General features: G+C 70.8%; 15 protein-coding genes. 9 read left to right on the top strand and 6 right to left on the bottom strand.

The features are described from left to right. Positions 1-27: 27 nt before the first annotated feature. Complete coding sequence (locus tag OHN74_RS11375) at positions 28-630, bottom strand: hypothetical protein (protein ID WP_327694438.1); 603 nt, start codon at positions 628-630, stop codon at positions 28-30. A gap of 150 nt (positions 631-780) precedes the next feature. Between OHN74_RS11375 and OHN74_RS11370 the strand changes: the two genes are divergently transcribed. Genes OHN74_RS11370 through OHN74_RS11360 form a run of 3 tightly spaced genes read left to right on the top strand, consistent with a single transcriptional unit; the run spans position 781 to position 2,873 of the window. Next, complete coding sequence (locus OHN74_RS11370; RefSeq protein ID WP_327694437.1) at positions 781-1,857, top strand: sialidase family protein; 1,077 nt, start codon at positions 781-783, stop codon at positions 1,855-1,857. Positions 1,858-1,894: 37 nt separating this feature from the next. Next, entirely contained in the window at positions 1,895-2,620 is a 726-nt protein-coding gene (gene npdG, locus OHN74_RS11365; RefSeq protein WP_327694436.1) for an NADPH-dependent F420 reductase, read from the top strand. 4 nt (positions 2,621-2,624) lie between these two features. Then, positions 2,625-2,873, top strand: coding sequence for a hypothetical protein (locus OHN74_RS11360; RefSeq protein WP_327694435.1), 249 nt, complete (start codon positions 2,625-2,627; stop codon positions 2,871-2,873). Here OHN74_RS11360 and OHN74_RS11355 read toward each other — a convergent pair. Then, positions 2,866-3,663 (bottom strand): site-2 protease family protein, encoded by a 798-nt coding sequence (locus OHN74_RS11355; protein WP_327694434.1) that lies wholly within the window; start codon positions 3,661-3,663, stop codon positions 2,866-2,868. The two genes, OHN74_RS11360 and OHN74_RS11355, sit on opposite strands and share 8 nt — an antisense overlap. Before the next feature lie 201 nt (positions 3,664-3,864). Between OHN74_RS11355 and OHN74_RS11350 the strand changes: the two genes are divergently transcribed. Continuing rightward, the gene (locus OHN74_RS11350) at positions 3,865-7,293 is read left to right on the top strand and encodes an AfsR/SARP family transcriptional regulator (protein WP_327694433.1); all 3,429 of its coding nucleotides are present in this window, start codon (positions 3,865-3,867) and stop codon (positions 7,291-7,293) included. 60 nt (positions 7,294-7,353) lie between these two features. Here the strand turns inward: OHN74_RS11350 and OHN74_RS11345 are convergent, their stop codons facing one another. The 3 genes from OHN74_RS11345 to panB form a co-directional block, all read right to left on the bottom strand. After that, positions 7,354-8,223 (bottom strand): ABC transporter permease, encoded by an 870-nt coding sequence (locus tag OHN74_RS11345; RefSeq protein WP_327694432.1) that lies wholly within the window; start codon positions 8,221-8,223, stop codon positions 7,354-7,356. After that, entirely contained in the window at positions 8,220-9,254 is a 1,035-nt protein-coding gene (locus OHN74_RS11340; protein ID WP_327694431.1) for an ATP-binding cassette domain-containing protein, read from the bottom strand. The genes OHN74_RS11345 and OHN74_RS11340 overlap by 4 nt, the downstream gene beginning before the upstream one ends. Positions 9,255-9,847: 593 nt before the next feature. Beyond that, complete coding sequence (gene panB / locus OHN74_RS11335) at positions 9,848-10,714, bottom strand: 3-methyl-2-oxobutanoate hydroxymethyltransferase (protein ID WP_327694430.1); 867 nt, start codon at positions 10,712-10,714, stop codon at positions 9,848-9,850. Positions 10,715-10,957: 243 nt separating this feature from the next. Between panB and OHN74_RS11330 the strand changes: the two genes are divergently transcribed. The 4 genes from OHN74_RS11330 (at position 10,958) to OHN74_RS11315 (ending at position 15,903) form a co-directional block, all read left to right on the top strand. Further along, the gene (locus OHN74_RS11330; protein WP_327694428.1) at positions 10,958-12,556 is read left to right on the top strand and encodes an MFS transporter; all 1,599 of its coding nucleotides are present in this window, start codon (positions 10,958-10,960) and stop codon (positions 12,554-12,556) included. Positions 12,557-12,622: 66 nt separating this feature from the next. Further along, on the top strand, positions 12,623-13,240 hold the full coding sequence (locus OHN74_RS11325) for a TetR/AcrR family transcriptional regulator (RefSeq protein ID WP_327694427.1): 618 nt from the start codon (positions 12,623-12,625) through the stop codon (positions 13,238-13,240). 298 nt (positions 13,241-13,538) lie between these two features. Then, positions 13,539-14,519, top strand: a complete 981-nt coding sequence (locus tag OHN74_RS11320) for an endonuclease/exonuclease/phosphatase family protein (protein ID WP_443060544.1) — start codon at positions 13,539-13,541, stop codon at positions 14,517-14,519. A gap of 109 nt (positions 14,520-14,628) precedes the next feature. After that, a complete protein-coding gene (locus tag OHN74_RS11315; protein ID WP_327694425.1) occupies positions 14,629-15,903 on the top strand; it encodes an MFS transporter in 1,275 nt (424 codons plus the stop codon). 79 nt (positions 15,904-15,982) lie between these two features. On the opposite strand, the gene OHN74_RS11310 is transcribed toward OHN74_RS11315, so the two are convergent. Beyond that, the gene (locus OHN74_RS11310; RefSeq protein ID WP_327694424.1) at positions 15,983-16,633 is read right to left on the bottom strand and encodes a tetratricopeptide repeat protein; all 651 of its coding nucleotides are present in this window, start codon (positions 16,631-16,633) and stop codon (positions 15,983-15,985) included. Positions 16,634-16,800: 167 nt separating this feature from the next. Here OHN74_RS11310 and OHN74_RS11305 point away from each other — a divergent pair, with 167 nt between their 5' ends. Further along, positions 16,801-17,373: a dihydrofolate reductase family protein gene (locus OHN74_RS11305; protein ID WP_327694423.1), complete on the top strand. Its 573-nt coding sequence runs from the start codon at positions 16,801-16,803 to the stop codon at positions 17,371-17,373. The last annotated feature ends 11 nt before the right edge of the window (positions 17,374-17,384 follow it).

Genomic DNA, 17,384 nt, shown 5'->3' with positions numbered 1-17,384 from the left:
AGGCAGGTGAGGTGGCGGGAGACGGTGTTACCAGCGGGTGGGTGGCGGCGCCGTCAGGACGTCCGCCAGCCGGGCCAGGCGGTCACGGAAACCCCGCCGCCCCCGGCCGACAGGCACCGCGTTCTCCCCGGCCGCCGCGCTCACCAGGTGCTGCACGGTGTCCAGGTCCAGCTCCAACCCGTCCGGCACCGCCAGCGACTCGTGCGCCATCGACACCAGCTCCCCCTCACCCGCCCCCAGCGCCAGCACCTTCGCCCCACCCCGCCGAGCATCATGAACCCGCTCCAGCAGAGCCCCGCCCACCTCCTCCGGCGCCACCACCAGCAACGTCTCACCCCGGCGCGCCGCCTCGATCCGCCCGAGCCCGACCGACAGCTGCCCGGGACCGGAGGCCCGCGGGTCGTGCCGTACGAGGGTCGGGGCCAGCTCGGGCGTCCCCGACCACGTCGCCTCGTCCGTCAGATGCGCCGCAAGGTGCCACGGCTCGTACGCCGGCGTCCCCACCAACAGCAAGCCGCCCCCGTACGACACCACGGACCCCCGTAACGCCCCCGCGAACCTCCGTGTCGCCCCCAACCACTCGGTTCCAGCGAGCACTTCGCGCAACAACGCGACCCGTACGGCGTCCATGTCCGCGCATCCTGCCGCAACAGGCAACTCAGGGCGCTCCCTTCACCATGTTTTCGCCCAACATGGGTAAGAACCCGAACCACTACCTGTACGTACAGTCACTGCCATCGTCATCGTCACCGTCGTCACCGCCTACGCAAGGAGCCGCACATGACAGTGGAGACAAGCATTCCCTTCTGGTCCGGCCAGGAGGGATACGCCAGTTACCGCATCCCGGCCGTCGTGGTCACCCACGCCGGCACCGTGCTCGCCTTCTGCGAGGGCCGGGTCGACTCCGCCTCGGACCACGGTCACATCGACATCGTCCTGAAGCGGTCCACGGACGGCGGCCGTACCTGGGGCCCGCTCACCGTCGCGGCCGACAACGGCGGCAACCTCGCGGGCAACCCCGCCCCGGTCGTCCTCGACACCGGCCGCATCCTGCTCGTGTACGTCCGCGCCTCGGGCACGGTGACCGAGAAGGACATCCTGCTCGGCAACGTGTCGGCGGCCGACGGACGCCGTGTCTGGGTGCGCCACAGCGACGACGACGGCGTCACCTGGTCCTCCTCCGTGGAGATCACCGCCCAGGTGAAGCTCCCGACGTGGCGCTGGTACGCCACCACCCCCGGCCACGCCGTCCAGCTGAGCACCGGCCGGGTCGTCGTCGCCGCCAACCACACGATCCCGCCCACCGGGACGGACCTGGGCAACGAGGCCCGCTACAACAGCGGCCACTGCCTGCTCAGCGACGACCGCGGCGAGACCTGGCGCATCGGCTACCTCGACGAGAACACCAACGGCTACATCAACGTCAACGAGACCACCGCCGCCGAACTCCCGGACGGCCGCGTCTACTTCAACACCCGCAACGACTCCCCGTCCCCCGGCAACCGCGCCGACGCCCACTCCACGGACGGCGGCCAGACCCTCGTCAAACCCTTCCGCCCCCAGGCCGGTCTGTCCGCCCCCATCTGCCAGGCCAGCGTGCTCCAGCTCCGCGACCCCGACCTGCTCCTCTTCTCCGGCCCGGCCGATTCCGCCGCCCGCGCCCTGATGACCATCCGCGTCTCCACCGACGGCGGCACCACCTGGCGCCCGGTGCACACGGTGAACGGTCTGCCCGCCGCCTACTCCGACCTGGTCCGCGTCGACGCCGACACCGTCGGACTCCTCTTCGAGACGGGCGACTTCGGTCCGTACGAGAGGATCCCCTTCAGGAGGGTTCCCGTGACCCAGCTCACCTGATCCCATGACCACGCGGACACGGACGTAAAGTCGGCCCATGACCTCTACCGACAGTGCACAGACCCCTGCCGAGGCACCCGCGAAGGCTCCCGCCAAGGACCCCTGGGACCTTCCCGACGTCTCCGGGCTCGTCGTCGGCGTGCTCGGCGGGACCGGGCCGCAGGGCAAGGGCCTCGCCTACCGGCTCGCCAGGGCCGGACAGAAGGTGATCATCGGGTCGCGCGCCGCCGACCGCGCCCAGGCCGCCGCCGACGAACTCGGCCATGGTGTCGAGGGCGCCGACAACGCCGAGACCGCGCGCCGCAGCGACATCGTGATCGTCGCCGTGCCCTGGGACGGACACGGCAAGACCCTCGAATCCCTGCGCGAGGAACTGGCCGGGAAGCTCGTCGTCGACTGCGTGAACCCGCTCGGCTTCGACAAGAAGGGCGCGTACGCGCTGAAGCCGGAGGAGGGCAGCGCCGCCGAACAGGCCGCCGCCCTGCTGCCGGACTCCCGGGTCACGGCCGCCTTCCACCATCTGTCGGCCGTACTGCTCCAGGACCCGGCGATCGAGGAGATCGACACGGATGTGATGGTCCTCGGCGAGGAGCGGGCGGACGTGGAGATCGTGCAGGCCCTCGCCGGCCGTATCGCCGGTATGCGCGGGGTGTTCGCGGGCCGGCTGCGCAACGCCCACCAGGTCGAGTCGCTGGTGGCCAACCTGATCTCCGTGAACCGCCGCTACAAGGCCCACGCGGGCCTGCGCGTCACCGACATCTGAGCGGATGGGGGACACTGGACGGGTTTCCGGCAGTGTCCCCCGACCGGTGTCCCCGACAGGAGCCCACCCCATGCCCCGCCTCGCCCTCTACGCCCTGATCGTCTGCGTGCTAGCCGTGGCAGCCGCCGTCGTGTCCTTCGTCCAGGGCAACCTGCTGGGGATCGTGTGGGTACTGCTGGCCGGGCTGTCGTCCAACATGTGCTGGTACTACTTCCGGCGCGCCCGGTCCGCCGGCCCCCGCTCGGTCAACTGACCCCGCAGAACTCGTTCGTCCCCTGCCAGAAGCGATACAGCTCCTGACCGCAGTACGTGTCGAGCTCGCTGATCCCCAGACCGCGCAGCACCGCGTCGATCATGTCGAAGAACGCGCTGTTCACGGGCCCGAGGAACAGCACCGCGAACACGAACAGCAGCCCGAACGGCGCGAACGGCTCCACCTGGCGCTTGATGTTGTACGACAGCCAGGGCTCGATGACCCCGTAGCCGTCGAGACCGGGCACCGGCAGGGAGTTCAGGATCGCCGCCGTGACCTGGAGCAGGGCCAGGAACGCGAGCGCGAACCGGAACCCGGTGGGTACGCCGTCCAGCGCGTCCAGCCAGAACGGGGCCGCGCACACCACCGCGAACAGGACGTTCGTCAGCGGACCGGCGGCCGAGATCAGGCTGTGCTTCCAGCGGCCGTGGATGCGGTTCCGCTCGATGAAGACGGCGCCGCCCGGCAGCCCGATCCCGCCCATGATCACGAAGATCACCGGCAGCACGATGCTGAGCAGGGCGTGTGTGTACTTGAGCGGATTGAGGGTGAGGTACCCCTTGGCCCCCACGGTGATGTCGCCCCCGTGCAGCGCGGTGCGCGCGTGCGCGTACTCGTGCAGGCACAGGGACACGATCCACGCGGACGTCACGAACAGGAACACGGCGACACCGGGCTGTTCGGCGAACCCGGTCCAGGTGGCCCAGCCCGTGACCGCCGTGACGGCCAGGATCCCGAGGAAGACGGGGCTGATCCGCCGGTCGCTGTTGCGGGTGGTGGCGGTGGTCATGGGGCGGGACTCCTGAGGGGATTCGGCGGGAAACGCCGGACGCGGCTGGTGCGGGCGGGTCGACGGTACCCGTGCTCTGTGAAGAACGTCCCACCGAGGGTCGGAGGTTCCTGGAGGTTCCCGGCGATCCTGGACCTCTCCCTGTTCACGCGCGCGTAAACCCACGCGCGCCACGGAGCGGTACCCGGTGAGAATGAACCCGTGCGCTATCGCATCCTCGGCACCACCCAGGCACTCCGTCCCGACGGCACCTTCGTCCCGGTCGGCGGTGCGCGGCTGCGCGCCCTGCTGACCGTGTTCGCCCTGCGGCCCGGCCGGACCGTGCCCGCGGGCGTCCTGGTGGAAGAGGTGTGGAACGGGGACGCGCCCGCCGACGCGCCGGCCGCGCTGCAGGCGCTGGTCGGCCGGCTGCGCCGGGCGCTCGGCCCGGACACCATCGCCTCGGCGGCGGGCGGCTACCGGCTGTGTGCCGCGCCGGACGACGTCGACCTGCACCGTTTCGGGCGGCTCGCGGACGAGGGCACGCGCGCCCTGGCCGACGGCGACCCCGCCAAGGCGGCCGTCGTCCTCGACGACGCCCTCGCCCTGTGGCACGGACCGGCCCTCGCCGACCTCCCCGACCGCACCGCCGAGGCGGCCCGCTGGGAGACCCGCCGCCTGGACACGCGCCGCGCCCGCCTCGCCGCAGCCCTGGCCCTGGGCGCCGCGGAACAGTCACTGCCCGAACTCACCGCCCTGTGCGACAGCCACCCCTTGGACGAGCCTCTCCAGGCCCTCCGCCTGCGCGCCCTGCGCGACGCGGGCCGCCCGGCCCAGGCACTGGCCGCCTACGAGGACGTACGCCGGCTGCTGGCGGACCGGCTCGGCGCCGACCCGGGCCCCGAACTGCGGTCGCTGCACGCGGAGTTGCTGAATCCGGACGAAGTACCCGAAGAGGCGTGGGACACGACCGCCCCTGCCTCCGGCGTCGCCGCCACGAACCCTGAGGGTGCGGCTCCCGCACGAGGCGGCCCGGCCGGCCGTTCGCCCCGGCCCGGCGCGTCCTCCGGCACGTCCCGCACCCCGCCCTCGTCGCCGCCCGCGGGCAACCTGCGGGCCCGCCTCACCTCCTTCGTCGGCCGGGAGACGGACATCGAGGCCATCCGGGGGGACATCGCGGCGGCCCGGCTGGTGACGTTGCTCGGGCCCGGCGGGGCCGGGAAGACACGGTTGTCGCAGGAGGCCGCCGAAGCCGTGCGGGACGGCACGGGAGACCGGACCTGGGGCGCCGCGCCGCACGCCACGCCGGACGGGGTGTGGCTGGCCGAACTCGCGCCCGTCGTCGACCCGGACGCCGTACCGGAAGCCGTGCTCACCGCTGTCGGTGCCCGCGAGACCGTGCTGCGCGGAGCCGGTGCCGAGGAACTGCGGGCCGCCTCCGCCGACCGCCACGACGACCCCCTGGTACGCCTCACCGAGCACTGTGCGAACCGGCGGATGCTGATCATCCTCGACAACTGCGAGCACGTCGTCGACGCCGCCGCGCAGCTCGTCGCGGAACTGCTGGCGCGCTGCCCGGGAGTCACCGTGCTCGCCACCAGCCGTGAACCCCTGGGCGTACCGGGGGAGTTGGTGCGTCCCGTCGAACCGCTGCCCGAGCCCGTCGCGCTCCGGCTGCTCGCCCACCGTGGAGCAGCCGCCCGGCCCGGGTTCCGGGTCGAGGACGATCCGGAGGCCGCCGCCGAGATCTGCCGACGGCTCGACGGGCTGCCGCTCGCCATCGAACTGGCCGCCGCCCGGCTGCGGATGCTGTCCCTGCGGCAGATCGCCGACCGGCTCGACGACCGTTTCCGGCTGCTGACCTCCGGCAGCCGTACCGTCCTGCCCCGCCAGCAGACCCTCCGTGCCGTCGTCGACTGGTCCTGGGACCTCCTCGACACCGACGAACGGGACGTCCTGCGGCGGCTGTCCGTCTTCGCGGGCGGCTGCGACCTCCCCGCGGCCGAGGCGGTGTGCGGGCCCGTCGCGCTGGAGGCCCTGGGCTCGCTCGTCGACAAGTCCCTTGTCGTGGCCGCCCCTTCGGACGACAACGGCGCGGGTGCGATGCGCTACCGGCTCCTGGAGACCGTCGCCGAGTACGCCGGTGAGCGCCTGGACGAGTCGGGCGACCGCCCCGCAGCGGAGCGCGCGCACCTCACGTACTTCCGCGAACTCGCCCGTACCACCGACCCGTTGCTGCGCGGGCCCGGCCAAGTCGCCGCGCTCGACGTCTTCCAGCGGGAGAGCGAGAACATCCGGGCCGCCCTCCGCCACGCCGTCACCGCACGCGACGAACAGGAGGCGATCTGCCTGGTCCTGTCGATCTCCTGGTACTGGCAGATGCGCGATCTGCGCCTCGCCGGCCGCAACTGGTCCCGCGAGGTCATGAGCCTCGGCCCCGACCCCTTCGCCCTCCCGGTCCGCCCGGCCCAGCCAGTGTGGGAGCGCTGCACGAACACCCCGCCCCCCTGGCACGGCGAGCACCTCGAAGAGGCCCGGCGCGGCGTCCACCTCATCCATCTCGCCTCCATGGACATGGAGTTGGAGGCCTGGCAGACGCCGGAGGCCCGGCAGAAACTGCGCGCCATCACCCAGGTCTACGAACCCGGCGCCCCACAGACCTGCCGCTACCCCGGCCTCCTCTGGTTCTACGCCGTCATGCTCACCCGCGACATGGAGCGGCTCAGCGTCATCGTCGGCGAGTCCGTGCGCACCTGCCGCGACGCCGCACCCGGCTACGAGTGGGAACTCGCCGCCTGTCTGCAGATGCGCGCGAACATCCTCGCCAACCGCAGCGACTGGGCCGGTGACGCGACCCGCGACGCCGACGAGTCGCTGGAGATCTTCCGGCGCCTCGGCGACTCCTGGGGCGCCGCCGAGGCGCTCTCCGCACGCGGCGAGGCTCATGAACGCAAGGCCGAGTACGCCGCCGCCGCCACCGACTTCCAGGACGCGATGGAACTGGCCGAACAACTCGGCGCCCGCTCCCAGAAGACCGTGCTCGCCGCCCGCCTCGGCAACGTGTTCCTGGAGGCGGGCCGGAGGGAAGAGGGCGAACAACTGCTGCGCGAGGTGATCGAGAAGGCGGACGGGATGGTCAACGAGGCCATGCCCGCCGCCCGGCTCTTCCTCGCGGCCTGGCTCGGCATCACCGACCGGGCCCCCGAGGCACGTGAGCAGATCCGGCTGCTGCGCGCGGAGTTCAGAGCGGCCTCGTTCGTCGTCTTCGACGCGTTCATCCTCGGCGCGGAGTCCTGGCTGGACATCGTGGAGGGACAATATGAGGAAGCCCTGGTCAAGGCGCGACAGGCGGTGGCCCGCGCCGACGACGAGCTGTCCATCGCCATCGCCCCGCACATGCGCCCCACGTTGCTGACCACCAGTGCCGCCGCCCTCGTAGGCCTCGACCCCGGCCGCGCCCACGACGCCGCCCGCTGCCTGGGTGCCGCCGCCGCACTGCTGCCGCCCGGCCATGTCTCCGGACACGTGGAACGCGAGGTCCGAGCCCGCTCCGTCCGCGCGGTGCGTGACGTGCTCGGCGACGAGGCGTACGAGGCCGCGTACGCGGAGGGCGGCCGGCTCTCCGCGGGGGAGGCGACCGCCCTCATCTGACATCCGACATCCGACGCCTACGGCACAGGCGTACCGCGGTTGTCGGCTCCTTCAGGTCCTTCAGCTCTTCGTGCGGAACTTGTGGATGGCGACCGGCGCCATCACCGCCGTGATGGCCACCGACCAGCCGACGGTCACCCACAGGTCGTGCGCGACCGGGCCGCCCACCATCAGTCCGCGCGCCGCGTCCGCGAGCGTGGACAGCGGGTTGTAGTCGGTGAACGCCTGGAGCCAGCCCGGCATCGAATTCGTCGGGGCGAAGATCGACGAACCGAACTGGAGCGGGAACAGCACCAGGAAGCCCATCGCCTGCACGGACTGCGCACTCTTCATGATCACGCCCAGGGTGAGGAACACCCACATGATCGACGAGGCGAAGAGCGTGGCCAGACCCACGGCCGCGAACAGTCCGGGCCAGTGGTTGATGTCGAACCCGACCAGAACGGCGACGATCATCAGCACGGTGGTCGCGAACAGCATCCGGATCAGCTCGACCGAGATCTTCGCGAACAGCACCGATCCGCGCCCGATCGGAAGCGACCGGAAGCGGTCCATGACACCGGAGTTGAAGTCCTGGCAGAACCCGGTGCCGACCCCCTGGGACAGCGTCATGCTCATCATCGCGATCATGCCCGGGATCACGTACTGCACATACCCGTCCTGCCCGCCGCCCAGGGCCTGCCCGATCGAGCCGCCGAAGACGAACACGAACAGCAGGGTGAAGATGATCGGCATCAGCAGCGCGTCGGCCATTGACTCGGGGTCCTGCCGGATCCACAGCAGGTTGCGGCGGACGAGGGCACCGGTGTGGCGCAGATGGCCGCGCAGCGGAATCCGGCCGTCCGCCTGGATGTCGTCCCGGCCGGTCCTGTCGTCGTCGTTGCGGATGTCGTTGTGGATCTCGTTGACGGTTGTGGTCGCGGCGCTCATACGGCGACCTCCTCTCGGATGTCGGCGGACGTGCCTGTGTCGTCCTGCGGGGCACCGGCACGATGGCCGGTGAGGGACAGGAACACCTCGTCCAGGCTGGGCAGTTCGGTGGATATCGAGGAGATCGTGATACCGCGTGCGACGACCGCGCCGGTCACGGCGGTGAGCTGCTCGTCGCTCAGGATCGGCACCAGGACACTGCCGTTCTCGGTGTCCACGGCGGTGGTGGCGAGTCCGGTGATGCCGAGGTCGTCGAGGTCACGGGCGAGCGGGCGCAGTTGCAGGGGGTCGGCCGGCCTGATCCGCAGAGTACGGCCGCCGACCTTCGCCTTCAGCGCGTCGATGGCACCGCCGGCGACGACCTTCCCCCGGTCGATGACGGCCAGCTCGGAGGCGAGCTGTTCGGCCTCCTCCATGTACTGGGTGGTGAGCAGCACGGTCACCCCGTCGCCGACCATCCGCTTGACCTCGGTCCAGACCTCGTTGCGGGTGCGGGGGTCGAGGCCGGTGGTGGGCTCGTCGAGGAAGAGGACGTGGGGCCGGCCGATCATCGAGGCGGCCAGGTCCAGCCGCCGCCGCATACCGCCGGAGTACGTGCTCGTCGGCCGCTTGGCCGCGTCGGTCAGCGAGAACCGCTCCAGCAGTTCGTCGGCCCGGGCGCGGGCGTCCTTGCGGGGCAGGTCGAGGAGCCGCCCGATCATGTACAGGTTCTCCCAGCCGGGGAGCTTCTCGTCCACGGAGGCGTACTGCCCGGTGAGCCCGATCACCCGCCGCAGCTGCCGGGACTGGCGCAGGACGTCGTACCCGGCGACGGTCGCGTGCCCCGAGTCGGGCTGCAGCAGGGTGGAAAGAATGCGTACGAGGGTGGTCTTGCCGGCGCCGTTGGGTCCGAGCACCCCGAGCACGGTGCCTTCCCGGACGTCCAGGTCGACGCCGTCCAGCGCCTTGGTCTCGCCGTAGTGTTTGACCAGCCCCCGCACGGAAACGGCACTCTTGGCCCCGTCTGCGGGGTGGTTGTCGATTCGCGTCATGGGACGAACCTGTCACCCACCACCGACAAACCACCTACAGACCACCGACAGCCGTGCGCAGATGAAACCCGGCGCTGTGGTCAGCGCCGGCGCGACCACCGGCGCGGCGGTCTTCTCGCACGCCTTCCGGCGGACGGGCGAGGGGATCCGCAGCCGGGTGCCGCCGATGGGGGTGCGCCGCGGACGCCCGGGCGGCGTTCGGGCCACGGCGAAGTGCCACGGCGGCCTCCGCGCCCTCCGGAGGCGAGTCGGTCACCACCCACCGCGCGGGCTCCCGCTGAGGCTCCCTCGGCTGGAAGAGATATGCCCTGGCCAGTGGCCACTGGCCACTGGCCACAGGCCCCAGCTTCAGTCCCACGGCCGACCCGAGTTCCGGTACCGACGGTCCGGTGTCGTCCGTACCGTCCGGCGGCGATGCCCTGACCGGTTCCGGTGCGACCGACGACTGAGCGGTCGGCGGGGCGGTGGAACAAAAGCCGCAGCCCGCCGATGGGGGAAGTCGGCGGGCTGCTCTCGTACCGCAGTGGCTCTGTGGGGTCCGTGGACCCGGTGGTCGGCCGGAGGGAACAGTTCAGCGGCCGGACAACGGACCGTCAGTGCACGGAGTGCTCCTCCGACGGGAACGTCCCGCCGGTCACGTCCTCGGCGAACGCCTTCGCCGCGTTACCCATGACCTCACGCAGATTCGCGTACTGCTTGACGAACTTCGGCATCCGCCCCCCGGTCAGCCCGAGCATGTCCGTCCACACCAGCACCTGCGCGTCCGTCTCCACCCCCGCCCCGATCCCCACCGTGGGGATGTGCAGGGTCCGGGTGACCTCGGCGGCCAGCTCGGCCGGCACCAGCTCCAGGACCACCGCGAACGCTCCCGCGTCCTGCACGGCCTTCGCGTCCCGCAGCAACTGCTGCGCGGCCTCCTCGCCGCGTCCCTGGACCCGGTACCCCATGGAGTTCACGGACTGGGGGGTCAGGCCGATGTGGGCCATCACCGGGATGCCGGACTCGACCAGCAGCTCGATCTGGCGGTGCGAGCGCTCGCCGCCCTCCAGCTTGACGGCACCGACCCCGGCGTCCTTCACCAGCCGGGTCGCCGAGCGCAGCGCCTGCACCGGGCCCTCCTGGTAGGAACCGAAGGGAAGGTCACCGACGATCAGCGCCCGGCTCGTACCCCGGACGACCGCCGCCGAGAGCATCGTCATCTCGTCGAGGGTCACGGGTACGGTCGACTCGTACCCCAGATGACAGTTGCCCGCCGAGTCGCCGACCAGCATGACCGGGATACCGGCCTCGTCGAAGACGGACGCGGTCATCGCGTCGTACGCGGTGAGCATGGGCCACTTCTCGCCGCGTTCCTTGGCGGCGGTGATGTCCCGGACCGTGATGCGGCGTGTGCCCTTGCCCCCGTACAGCGCGTTGGTGCTGCCGGCGGAGGTCTGGTGGGCAGGCTGAAGCTGCGTCATGGCAACGGCTCCTTCAAATCATCTCGAGGCGCCCTGACGGCGTCCCCGGATCGCCTCCATGGTGGCACCTCCCGTCCAAGGACGGCTAGTGGTCGCCTGTGGAGTGGGGCCTGTGTGCTGAACGTCTCGCGTGTGAGGCGACGCGAGCCGAGGGGCGGCCCAAGGTGTGGCCATGCGTAAGGTCTCGGTAAAGTATTTCGATACGAGACGGTCTCGTATCGAAATGGCTCTAGGCTTGCCGTCATGACTACTCCCGCCGGTCCACGCACCCTCGGCCCCCGGATTCCCGAGGCCGTGCACCGGCGACGCTGGGTGATCCTCGGCGTGCTCATGCTCAGCCTGCTGATCGTGGTGCTCGACAACTCCATCCTCAACGTCGCCATCAAGACCATCTCCACCCCCGCGCCGACCGGCCTGGGCGCCACCCAGAGCGAGCTGGAGTGGGCGATCAACGCCTACACCCTCGTCTTCGCCGGGCTGCTGTTCACCGCCGGGATCCTCGGTGACCGGCTCGGCCGCAAGAAGGTGCTGCTCGGCGGTCTCGCCGTGTTCGGCCTCGGCTCCGCCTTCGCCGCCTTCGCCGGCTCACCCACCGAGCTCATCGTCTTCCGGGCCGTGATGGGCCTCGGCGCCGCCTTCGTGATGCCCGCCACCCTCGCCGTCCTGATGAACGTCTTCGAGCGCGAGGAGCAGCCCAAGGCCATCGGCATCTGGGCCGGCGGCGTCGGACTCGCCATCGCCATCGGGCCGATCACCGGAGGCATCCTCCTCGACCACTTCTGGTGGGGCTCCGTCTTCCTCATCAACGTGCCGATCGTGATCATCGCCCTCGTCCTGATGACGGTCCTGGTGCCCGACTCCCGCGACCCGAAGCCCGGCCGTATCGACCCCGTCGGGGTCCTGCTGTCCGTCGTGGGACTGGTCCTGCTCGTCTACGGCATCATCAAGGGCGGCCAGCTCGCCGACTTCACCGACCCGCAGGTGCTGGCGGCCATCGGTGCCGGTCTCGCCGTACTCGTCGGCTTCGTGCTGTTCGAGAAGCGCAGCGACCACCCGTCCATCGACGTGACGTACTTCCGCAACAAGACCTTCTCGGCGGCGATGTCCGTCATCGCGCTCGTCTTCTTCGCACTGATGGGCGTGACCTTCTTCTCGGTCTTCTACACCCAGAGCGTGCGCGGCTACTCGCCCCTCCAGACCGGCCTGCTGATGCTGCCGCTGGCCGCCGCCCAGCTGATCTTCGCGCCGCGCGCCCGGCTGGCCGTCAACCGCTTCGGCAACCGGGCCACGACCACCGCCGCCATGCTCCTGATCGCCGCGACGCTCGCCGCGTTCGCCTCGTTCGAGACCGACACCCCGATCTGGGTGCTGGAGGTCGTCTTCTTCCTGATGGGCACCGGTATGGCGCACATCATGACGCCGACCAGTGTCGTCATCATGCAGGCGCTGCCCCGCGAGAAGGCCGGCTCCGCCTCCGCGCTCAGCAACACCTTCCGCCAGGTCGGCGGCGCGCTCGGGATCGCCGTACTCGGCTCGGTCCTCTCGGCCGCCTACCGCAGCGACATCGAGGACAAGCTCGGCGCGCTGCCCGCCGACGTACGGCACACCGCGGGCGAGTCCATCGAGGCCACCCTCGGCGTCGCCGCCAAGCTCGGCCCCAGGGGTGACGCACTGGTCGCCCCCGCCAACGACGCGTTCCTGCACGCGATGCACCTCACCGCGCTGTGCGGCGCGGGCGTCGCCGTCCTGGGCGCCGTGGTCGTCCTCCTGTGTCTGCCGGGCCGCCCGGCAGTGCCCCAAGAGGGCGAGGAGAAGCCGCAGTTGGCGTCGGCGGACCACTGAACAGCAGGGAGAATCATCGCAGGACACAGGACGCAAGGAAGTGCGACGAGGAGAGGAGCGGGCCGCGTGAACCTCGTGGAAGGCCTGGACGGTCGGAGCAGCCCCCGTGGCCGCCCCCGGAGCGAAGCCGTGGAGCGCTCCATCATCGAGGGCGTGATGCAGCTCCTGGAGGAGGGCGTGCCGCTCGCGGACATCTCCATCGAGCGGGTGGCACGCACCGCCGGTGTCGGCAAGGCCACCATCTACCGCCGCTGGCCGGGCAAGGAGGAGCTCTTCGTCGACGTCATGCGCGTCATGGAGCCCGTGGACCCGGAACTGCCCGGTACGTCGGTCCGTGACGACCTGGTCGTCCTGCTGGAGACGCTGCGCCGACGCGGGCTGGCCAAACAGTCCTCGGCGTTCCTGCACAACGTCCACGCCCAGATGAAGAGCAGCCCCAAACTCTGGGCCGCCTACAGCGACACCGTCCTCGAACCGCGCCGTCTGCTCGGCGTCGAACTCCTGCGCCGCGGCCAGCGGACCGGCGAGGTACGCCCGGACGTCGACGTCACCCTGATGAACGACCTCTTCGTCGGCCCCATGCTCCTGCGCTCCGTACTGCGTTCCGACGCGGAACTGCCGGAGGGCCTCGCCGAGCAGATCGTCGACACTCTGCTGGAAGGTCTGCGGCCGATCGCCCCATAAGCGGGAATTCGTACGCCTGTCGGACCGGTCGACGCTCGACTGTGCGTGTTTGGTCACAGAGGACCGTCTGCGGGCGGCAACCGGAACTGGTCGTGCCGACTTGTTCGTCATCGTCCCCGTACGGCCGTCATGGGACGGCGAGATCGGAACCGATCATCCCCTAGGGTCTTAGGCGCGGGGGACGGACGGTATGCACGGCAGGTTGTGAGGCGACGGTATGGCCCAGCAGGCGTACATGACGGAGACGGACAACGGAGGCTCGGGACCCGAGCGCCGGGGACCCCGGCTTCGGCGCCTGATGAGCCGTCTGACAGCCGGCTGGCGGGACGATCCGAGAATCTGGCTCCGAGGACTGATCACGGCGGTGCTGGCCGTCCTGCTCGCCCTGGTGATGGTCCTGCACGCGCAGATCCCCAACCGGATCGGCAACCTCGGCAGTCTCAGCGAGACGTTCCTGCCCTGGTTCGGCATCGTCTCCGTACCGCTGCTGCTGATCCTCGCGCTGGTCCGGCGCTCCGCGACCGCGCTGATCGCGGTGGTGCTGCCGACGGCGGTCTGGTTCAACCTCTTCGGCGGACTGCTCGGCAGCAACGCGGGCACCGGCGGCAACCTGACGGTGGCCACCCACAACGTCAACGCGGAGAACCCGGACCCGTCCGGCACGGCCCGCGAGGTGGCGGGCTCCGGCGCCGACCTCCTCGCCCTGGAGGAGCTGACGGAGACGGCGGTCCCGACGTACGAGAAGGCCCTCGCGTCGACGTACAAGTACCACTCGGTGCAGGGCACGGTCGGCCTGTGGAGCAAGTACCCGCTCAGCGCCTCCCGCCCGGTGGACATCAAGCTGGGCTGGACCCGCGCGATGCGCGCCACCGTGGCGACGCCTGAGGGGCCGGTCGCGGTGTACGTCGCCCACCTCCCGTCGGTACGCGTGAAGCTGGAGGCCGGGTTCACGGCCCGCCAGCGCGACAGGAGCGCGGACGCGCTGGGCGAGGCGCTCTACGACGAGAAGCTGACGCGCAAGATCCTGCTCGGCGACCTCAACGGCACGATGAACGACCGCGCGCTCAACGCCGTCACCGCCCAGATGCGCTCCACACAGGGAGCGTCGGGCAGCGGGTTCGGGTTCAGCTGGCCGGCGTCGTTCCCGCTCGCGCGGATCGACCAGATCATGGTGCAGGGCGTGGAGCCGGTCAGCTCCTGGTCACTGCCGCGCACGGCGAGCGACCATCTGCCGATCGCGGCGAGGGTGAAGATTCCGGACTCGGCAACCGGCTCGTAACCCGGGGGAGCACCGGGGGAATACTGGGCGTGGCAGCCTTTGTTCCGTACTTGAACTTAAACTGTACGGACGTACGCCCGCCGCACCCTTCGAAAGGCCCCGCGCTCTGATGTCCCGGCCCACGCCGACCACGCCGCCCACCACGCCGTCGAACACCGTGTCCGCCCGCAGAACCACGCCCCTGGCTCTGCTCGCCCTCGCTGTGGGTGCTTTCGGCATCGGGACGACCGAGTTCGTGATGATGGGCCTGCTGCCCGACGTCGCCGGAGACCTGGGCGTCTCGATCCCGTCCGCCGGTCACCTGGTCTCGGCGTACGCCCTCGGCGTCGTCATCGGCGCCCCGCTGCTCGCGGCGGTCACGGCCCGGATGGCGCGGCGCAAGGTCCTGATCGGCCTGATGGGCCTGTTCATCGCGGGCAACGCGCTCTCCGCGTTCGCACCGACCTACGACTACCTCCTGGCCGCCCGCTTCCTGAGCGGGCTGCCGCACGGCGCCTTCTTCGGCGTCGGCGCGGTGGTGGCCACGAGCATGGTGGCCCCGGAGCGCAAGGCCCGTTCGGTCTCCCTGATGTTCCTGGGCCTGACGGTCGCGAACGTGGTCGGCGTCCCGGTGGCGACGGCCATGGGCCAGCAGCTCGGCTGGCGGGCCACCTTCCTCGGCGTCAGCGTGATCGGCGTGGCGGCGATAGCGGCGCTGGCGCTGCTGATCCCGCGGGACCGGGTGGCAGCACCGGTGGTGGGGCTGCGCGGCGAACTGGCCGCACTGAGGTCGCTGCCGGTCTGGCTGGCCCTCGGTACGACGGTGGCGGGCTTCGGCGCCCTCTTCTCGGCGTACAGCTACATCACCCCGATGCTCACGGACTCCGCCGGGTACGCGGACTCCAGCGTGACGCTGCTGCTGGCCCTGTTCGGCGTCGGCGCGACGGTCGGCAACCTGCTGGGCGGCCGGCTCGCGGACCACTCGATGCGGGGCACGCTGTTCGGCGGCCTGGTGTCGCTGACCGCGGTCCTGGGGGCGTTCCCGCTGCTGATGAGTACGGCGTGGAGCGCGGCGCTGGCGGTCACGCTGCTCGGCGTGGCGGCGTTCGTCACGGGGTCGCCGCTCAACCTGATGGTGATGGAGAGGGCGTCGACGGCCCCGTCCCTGGCGTCCTCGGCGAACCAGGCGGCCTTCAACCTGGCGAACGCCGGGGGAGCGTGGATCGGGGGTCTCGCCCTCGCGGCGGGCTTCGGGGCGACGTCTCCGGCACTGGTCGGGGCGGTTCTGGCCCTGCTGGGCCTGGGCGTCGCGGGAGTGGCGTACGTGGTGGAGTCTCCGTCGGTCGGACGGGGTCGTGTGGTCGCGTCGCATGTGCCTGTGCGGGCGGAGAAGGTGCACCACTGAGGGGGTGATTTCCCCCCGCCCACCCGTTTACGGCTTGTTTCCAGGGCGTCCTCAAACTCCCCCTTCACCCCCTCGCCGCCTACGGCAGCTTGAGCTCCTCGCGGGCCTCCGCCACCCAGCGCAGCACGCCCTGCGCGTCGGTGCTCTCGCACAGCTCCGTCGCCTCGTCGAGCAGAGCCGCCGCGTCGTCCCGGCGCTCCTGCTGGGCGGCCAGGTGCGCCAGCCCGACCAGGTTCGCCGCCACCCCCGGCAGGAATCCCAGCTCCCGGCGGAGACGGGTGGACTCCTCAAGGTGCGCACGGGCCTCGGTCAGGCGGCCGGCCATGTGGTCGGCGAAGCCGAGGTGCCGCAAGGCGTAGGACATCGTCAACCGGTCGCCGGCCCGGGTGGCGAGGGCGAGGGCACGTTCGAAGGCCGGCACGGCGGCCTCGGTGTCGTCCCGGACCACCTGGTGGAAGGTGCCGACCCAGAACACCGCCTCGCCCTCGCCCCGGACGTCGCCGAGCCGGCCGTACAGCTCCGCCGCCCGCTCGAAGAGCTCCGACTCCCGTGCGTCCTCGACCCGCTCCTCCAGGAAGCGCGCGTGAGTCACCTTGCCGCGAGTCAGCGCGAGGTCCGCCTCGACCTCGTCGAGACTCCGGTCGGCGGACGCCAGCGCGCTGCTGTCTCCGCCGAACACGGCACGTTCGTAAAGGAGTTCGGCTCGCGCGATTCGTCTGTCGGCAGTCATGCCGTGATCGTAACGACCGCACGAGACAGCAGCCCCGCAGTTTTGGTGTTCTGCGGGCCCGGGCGGCTGGCGCTGATCGCCGATGAGTTTCACCGCGGCCCGGAGTCAGGCATGGTGAACCGGCTGGGAACCAGTACCAGCCATGAGACGCACCCAGGAGACCCGAGATGCGCACCCTCATCAGCACCGCCTTTGTCTCGCTCGACGGAGTCGTGGAGGCCCCGGGCGGTGAGCCCGGTTACCGGAACGCCGGCTGGACCTTCAAGGACGTCGAGTTCCTCCCGGAGGCGTTCGAGATCAAGGGCCGGGAGCAGAAGGAAGCCGCCGCGATGCTGTTGGGTCGCGTCAGCTACGAGTCGTTCAGCCCGGTCTGGCCGGACATGGAGGACTTCGCCGACTACAAGGTGATGCCGAAGTACGTCGTCTCCACCACCCTCACCGAGGACGCCCTGGTGTCGAACTGGGGCGAGACCACGATCCTGCGCTCGCTCGACGACGTGGCCGCACTGAAGGAGACCGAGGGCGGCCCGATCATCATCCACGGCAGCGCCACCCTCACCCGCGACCTCTCCGACGCCGGCCTCATCGACCGCTATCACCTGCTGGTCTTCCCGCTGCTGCTCGGCGCGGGCAAGCGGCTGTTCAGCGGCACGGACAAGGACGCCCAGAAGCTGAAGCTCGTCGAGTCCGAGGCGTACGCCAACGGTCTGCAGAAGAACGTCTTCGACGTCGTCCGTTGACCCTCCGGCAG

This window comes from Streptomyces sp. NBC_00459 (genome assembly GCF_036013955.1).
Lineage (GTDB): Bacteria > Actinomycetota > Actinomycetes > Streptomycetales > Streptomycetaceae > Streptomyces.
This window is presented reverse-complemented; position numbering and strand designations above follow the sequence as displayed.

Coding starts and splice junctions, on each gene's coding strand:
- OHN74_RS11360 (WP_327694435.1), top strand. CDS start 2,625: ATGGGGGACACTGGACGGGTTTCCGGCAGTGTCCCCCGACCGGTGTCC.
- OHN74_RS11355 (WP_327694434.1), bottom strand. CDS start 3,663: ATGACCACCGCCACCACCCGCAACAGCGACCGGCGGATCAGCCCCGTC.
- OHN74_RS11315 (WP_327694425.1), top strand. CDS start 14,629: ATGTCCCGGCCCACGCCGACCACGCCGCCCACCACGCCGTCGAACACC.
- OHN74_RS11320 (WP_443060544.1), top strand. CDS start 13,539: ATGAGCCGTCTGACAGCCGGCTGGCGGGACGATCCGAGAATCTGGCTC.
- OHN74_RS11375 (WP_327694438.1), bottom strand. CDS start 630: ATGGACGCCGTACGGGTCGCGTTGTTGCGCGAAGTGCTCGCTGGAACC.
- OHN74_RS11345 (WP_327694432.1), bottom strand. CDS start 8,223: ATGAGCGCCGCGACCACAACCGTCAACGAGATCCACAACGACATCCGC.
- OHN74_RS11370 (WP_327694437.1), top strand. CDS start 781: ATGACAGTGGAGACAAGCATTCCCTTCTGGTCCGGCCAGGAGGGATAC.
- OHN74_RS11340 (WP_327694431.1), bottom strand. CDS start 9,254: ATGACGCGAATCGACAACCACCCCGCAGACGGGGCCAAGAGTGCCGTT.
- OHN74_RS11305 (WP_327694423.1), top strand. CDS start 16,801: ATGCGCACCCTCATCAGCACCGCCTTTGTCTCGCTCGACGGAGTCGTG.
- OHN74_RS11330 (WP_327694428.1), top strand. CDS start 10,958: ATGACTACTCCCGCCGGTCCACGCACCCTCGGCCCCCGGATTCCCGAG.
- OHN74_RS11310 (WP_327694424.1), bottom strand. CDS start 16,633: ATGACTGCCGACAGACGAATCGCGCGAGCCGAACTCCTTTACGAACGT.
- npdG (WP_327694436.1), top strand. CDS start 1,895: ATGACCTCTACCGACAGTGCACAGACCCCTGCCGAGGCACCCGCGAAG.
- panB (WP_327694430.1), bottom strand. CDS start 10,714: ATGACGCAGCTTCAGCCTGCCCACCAGACCTCCGCCGGCAGCACCAAC.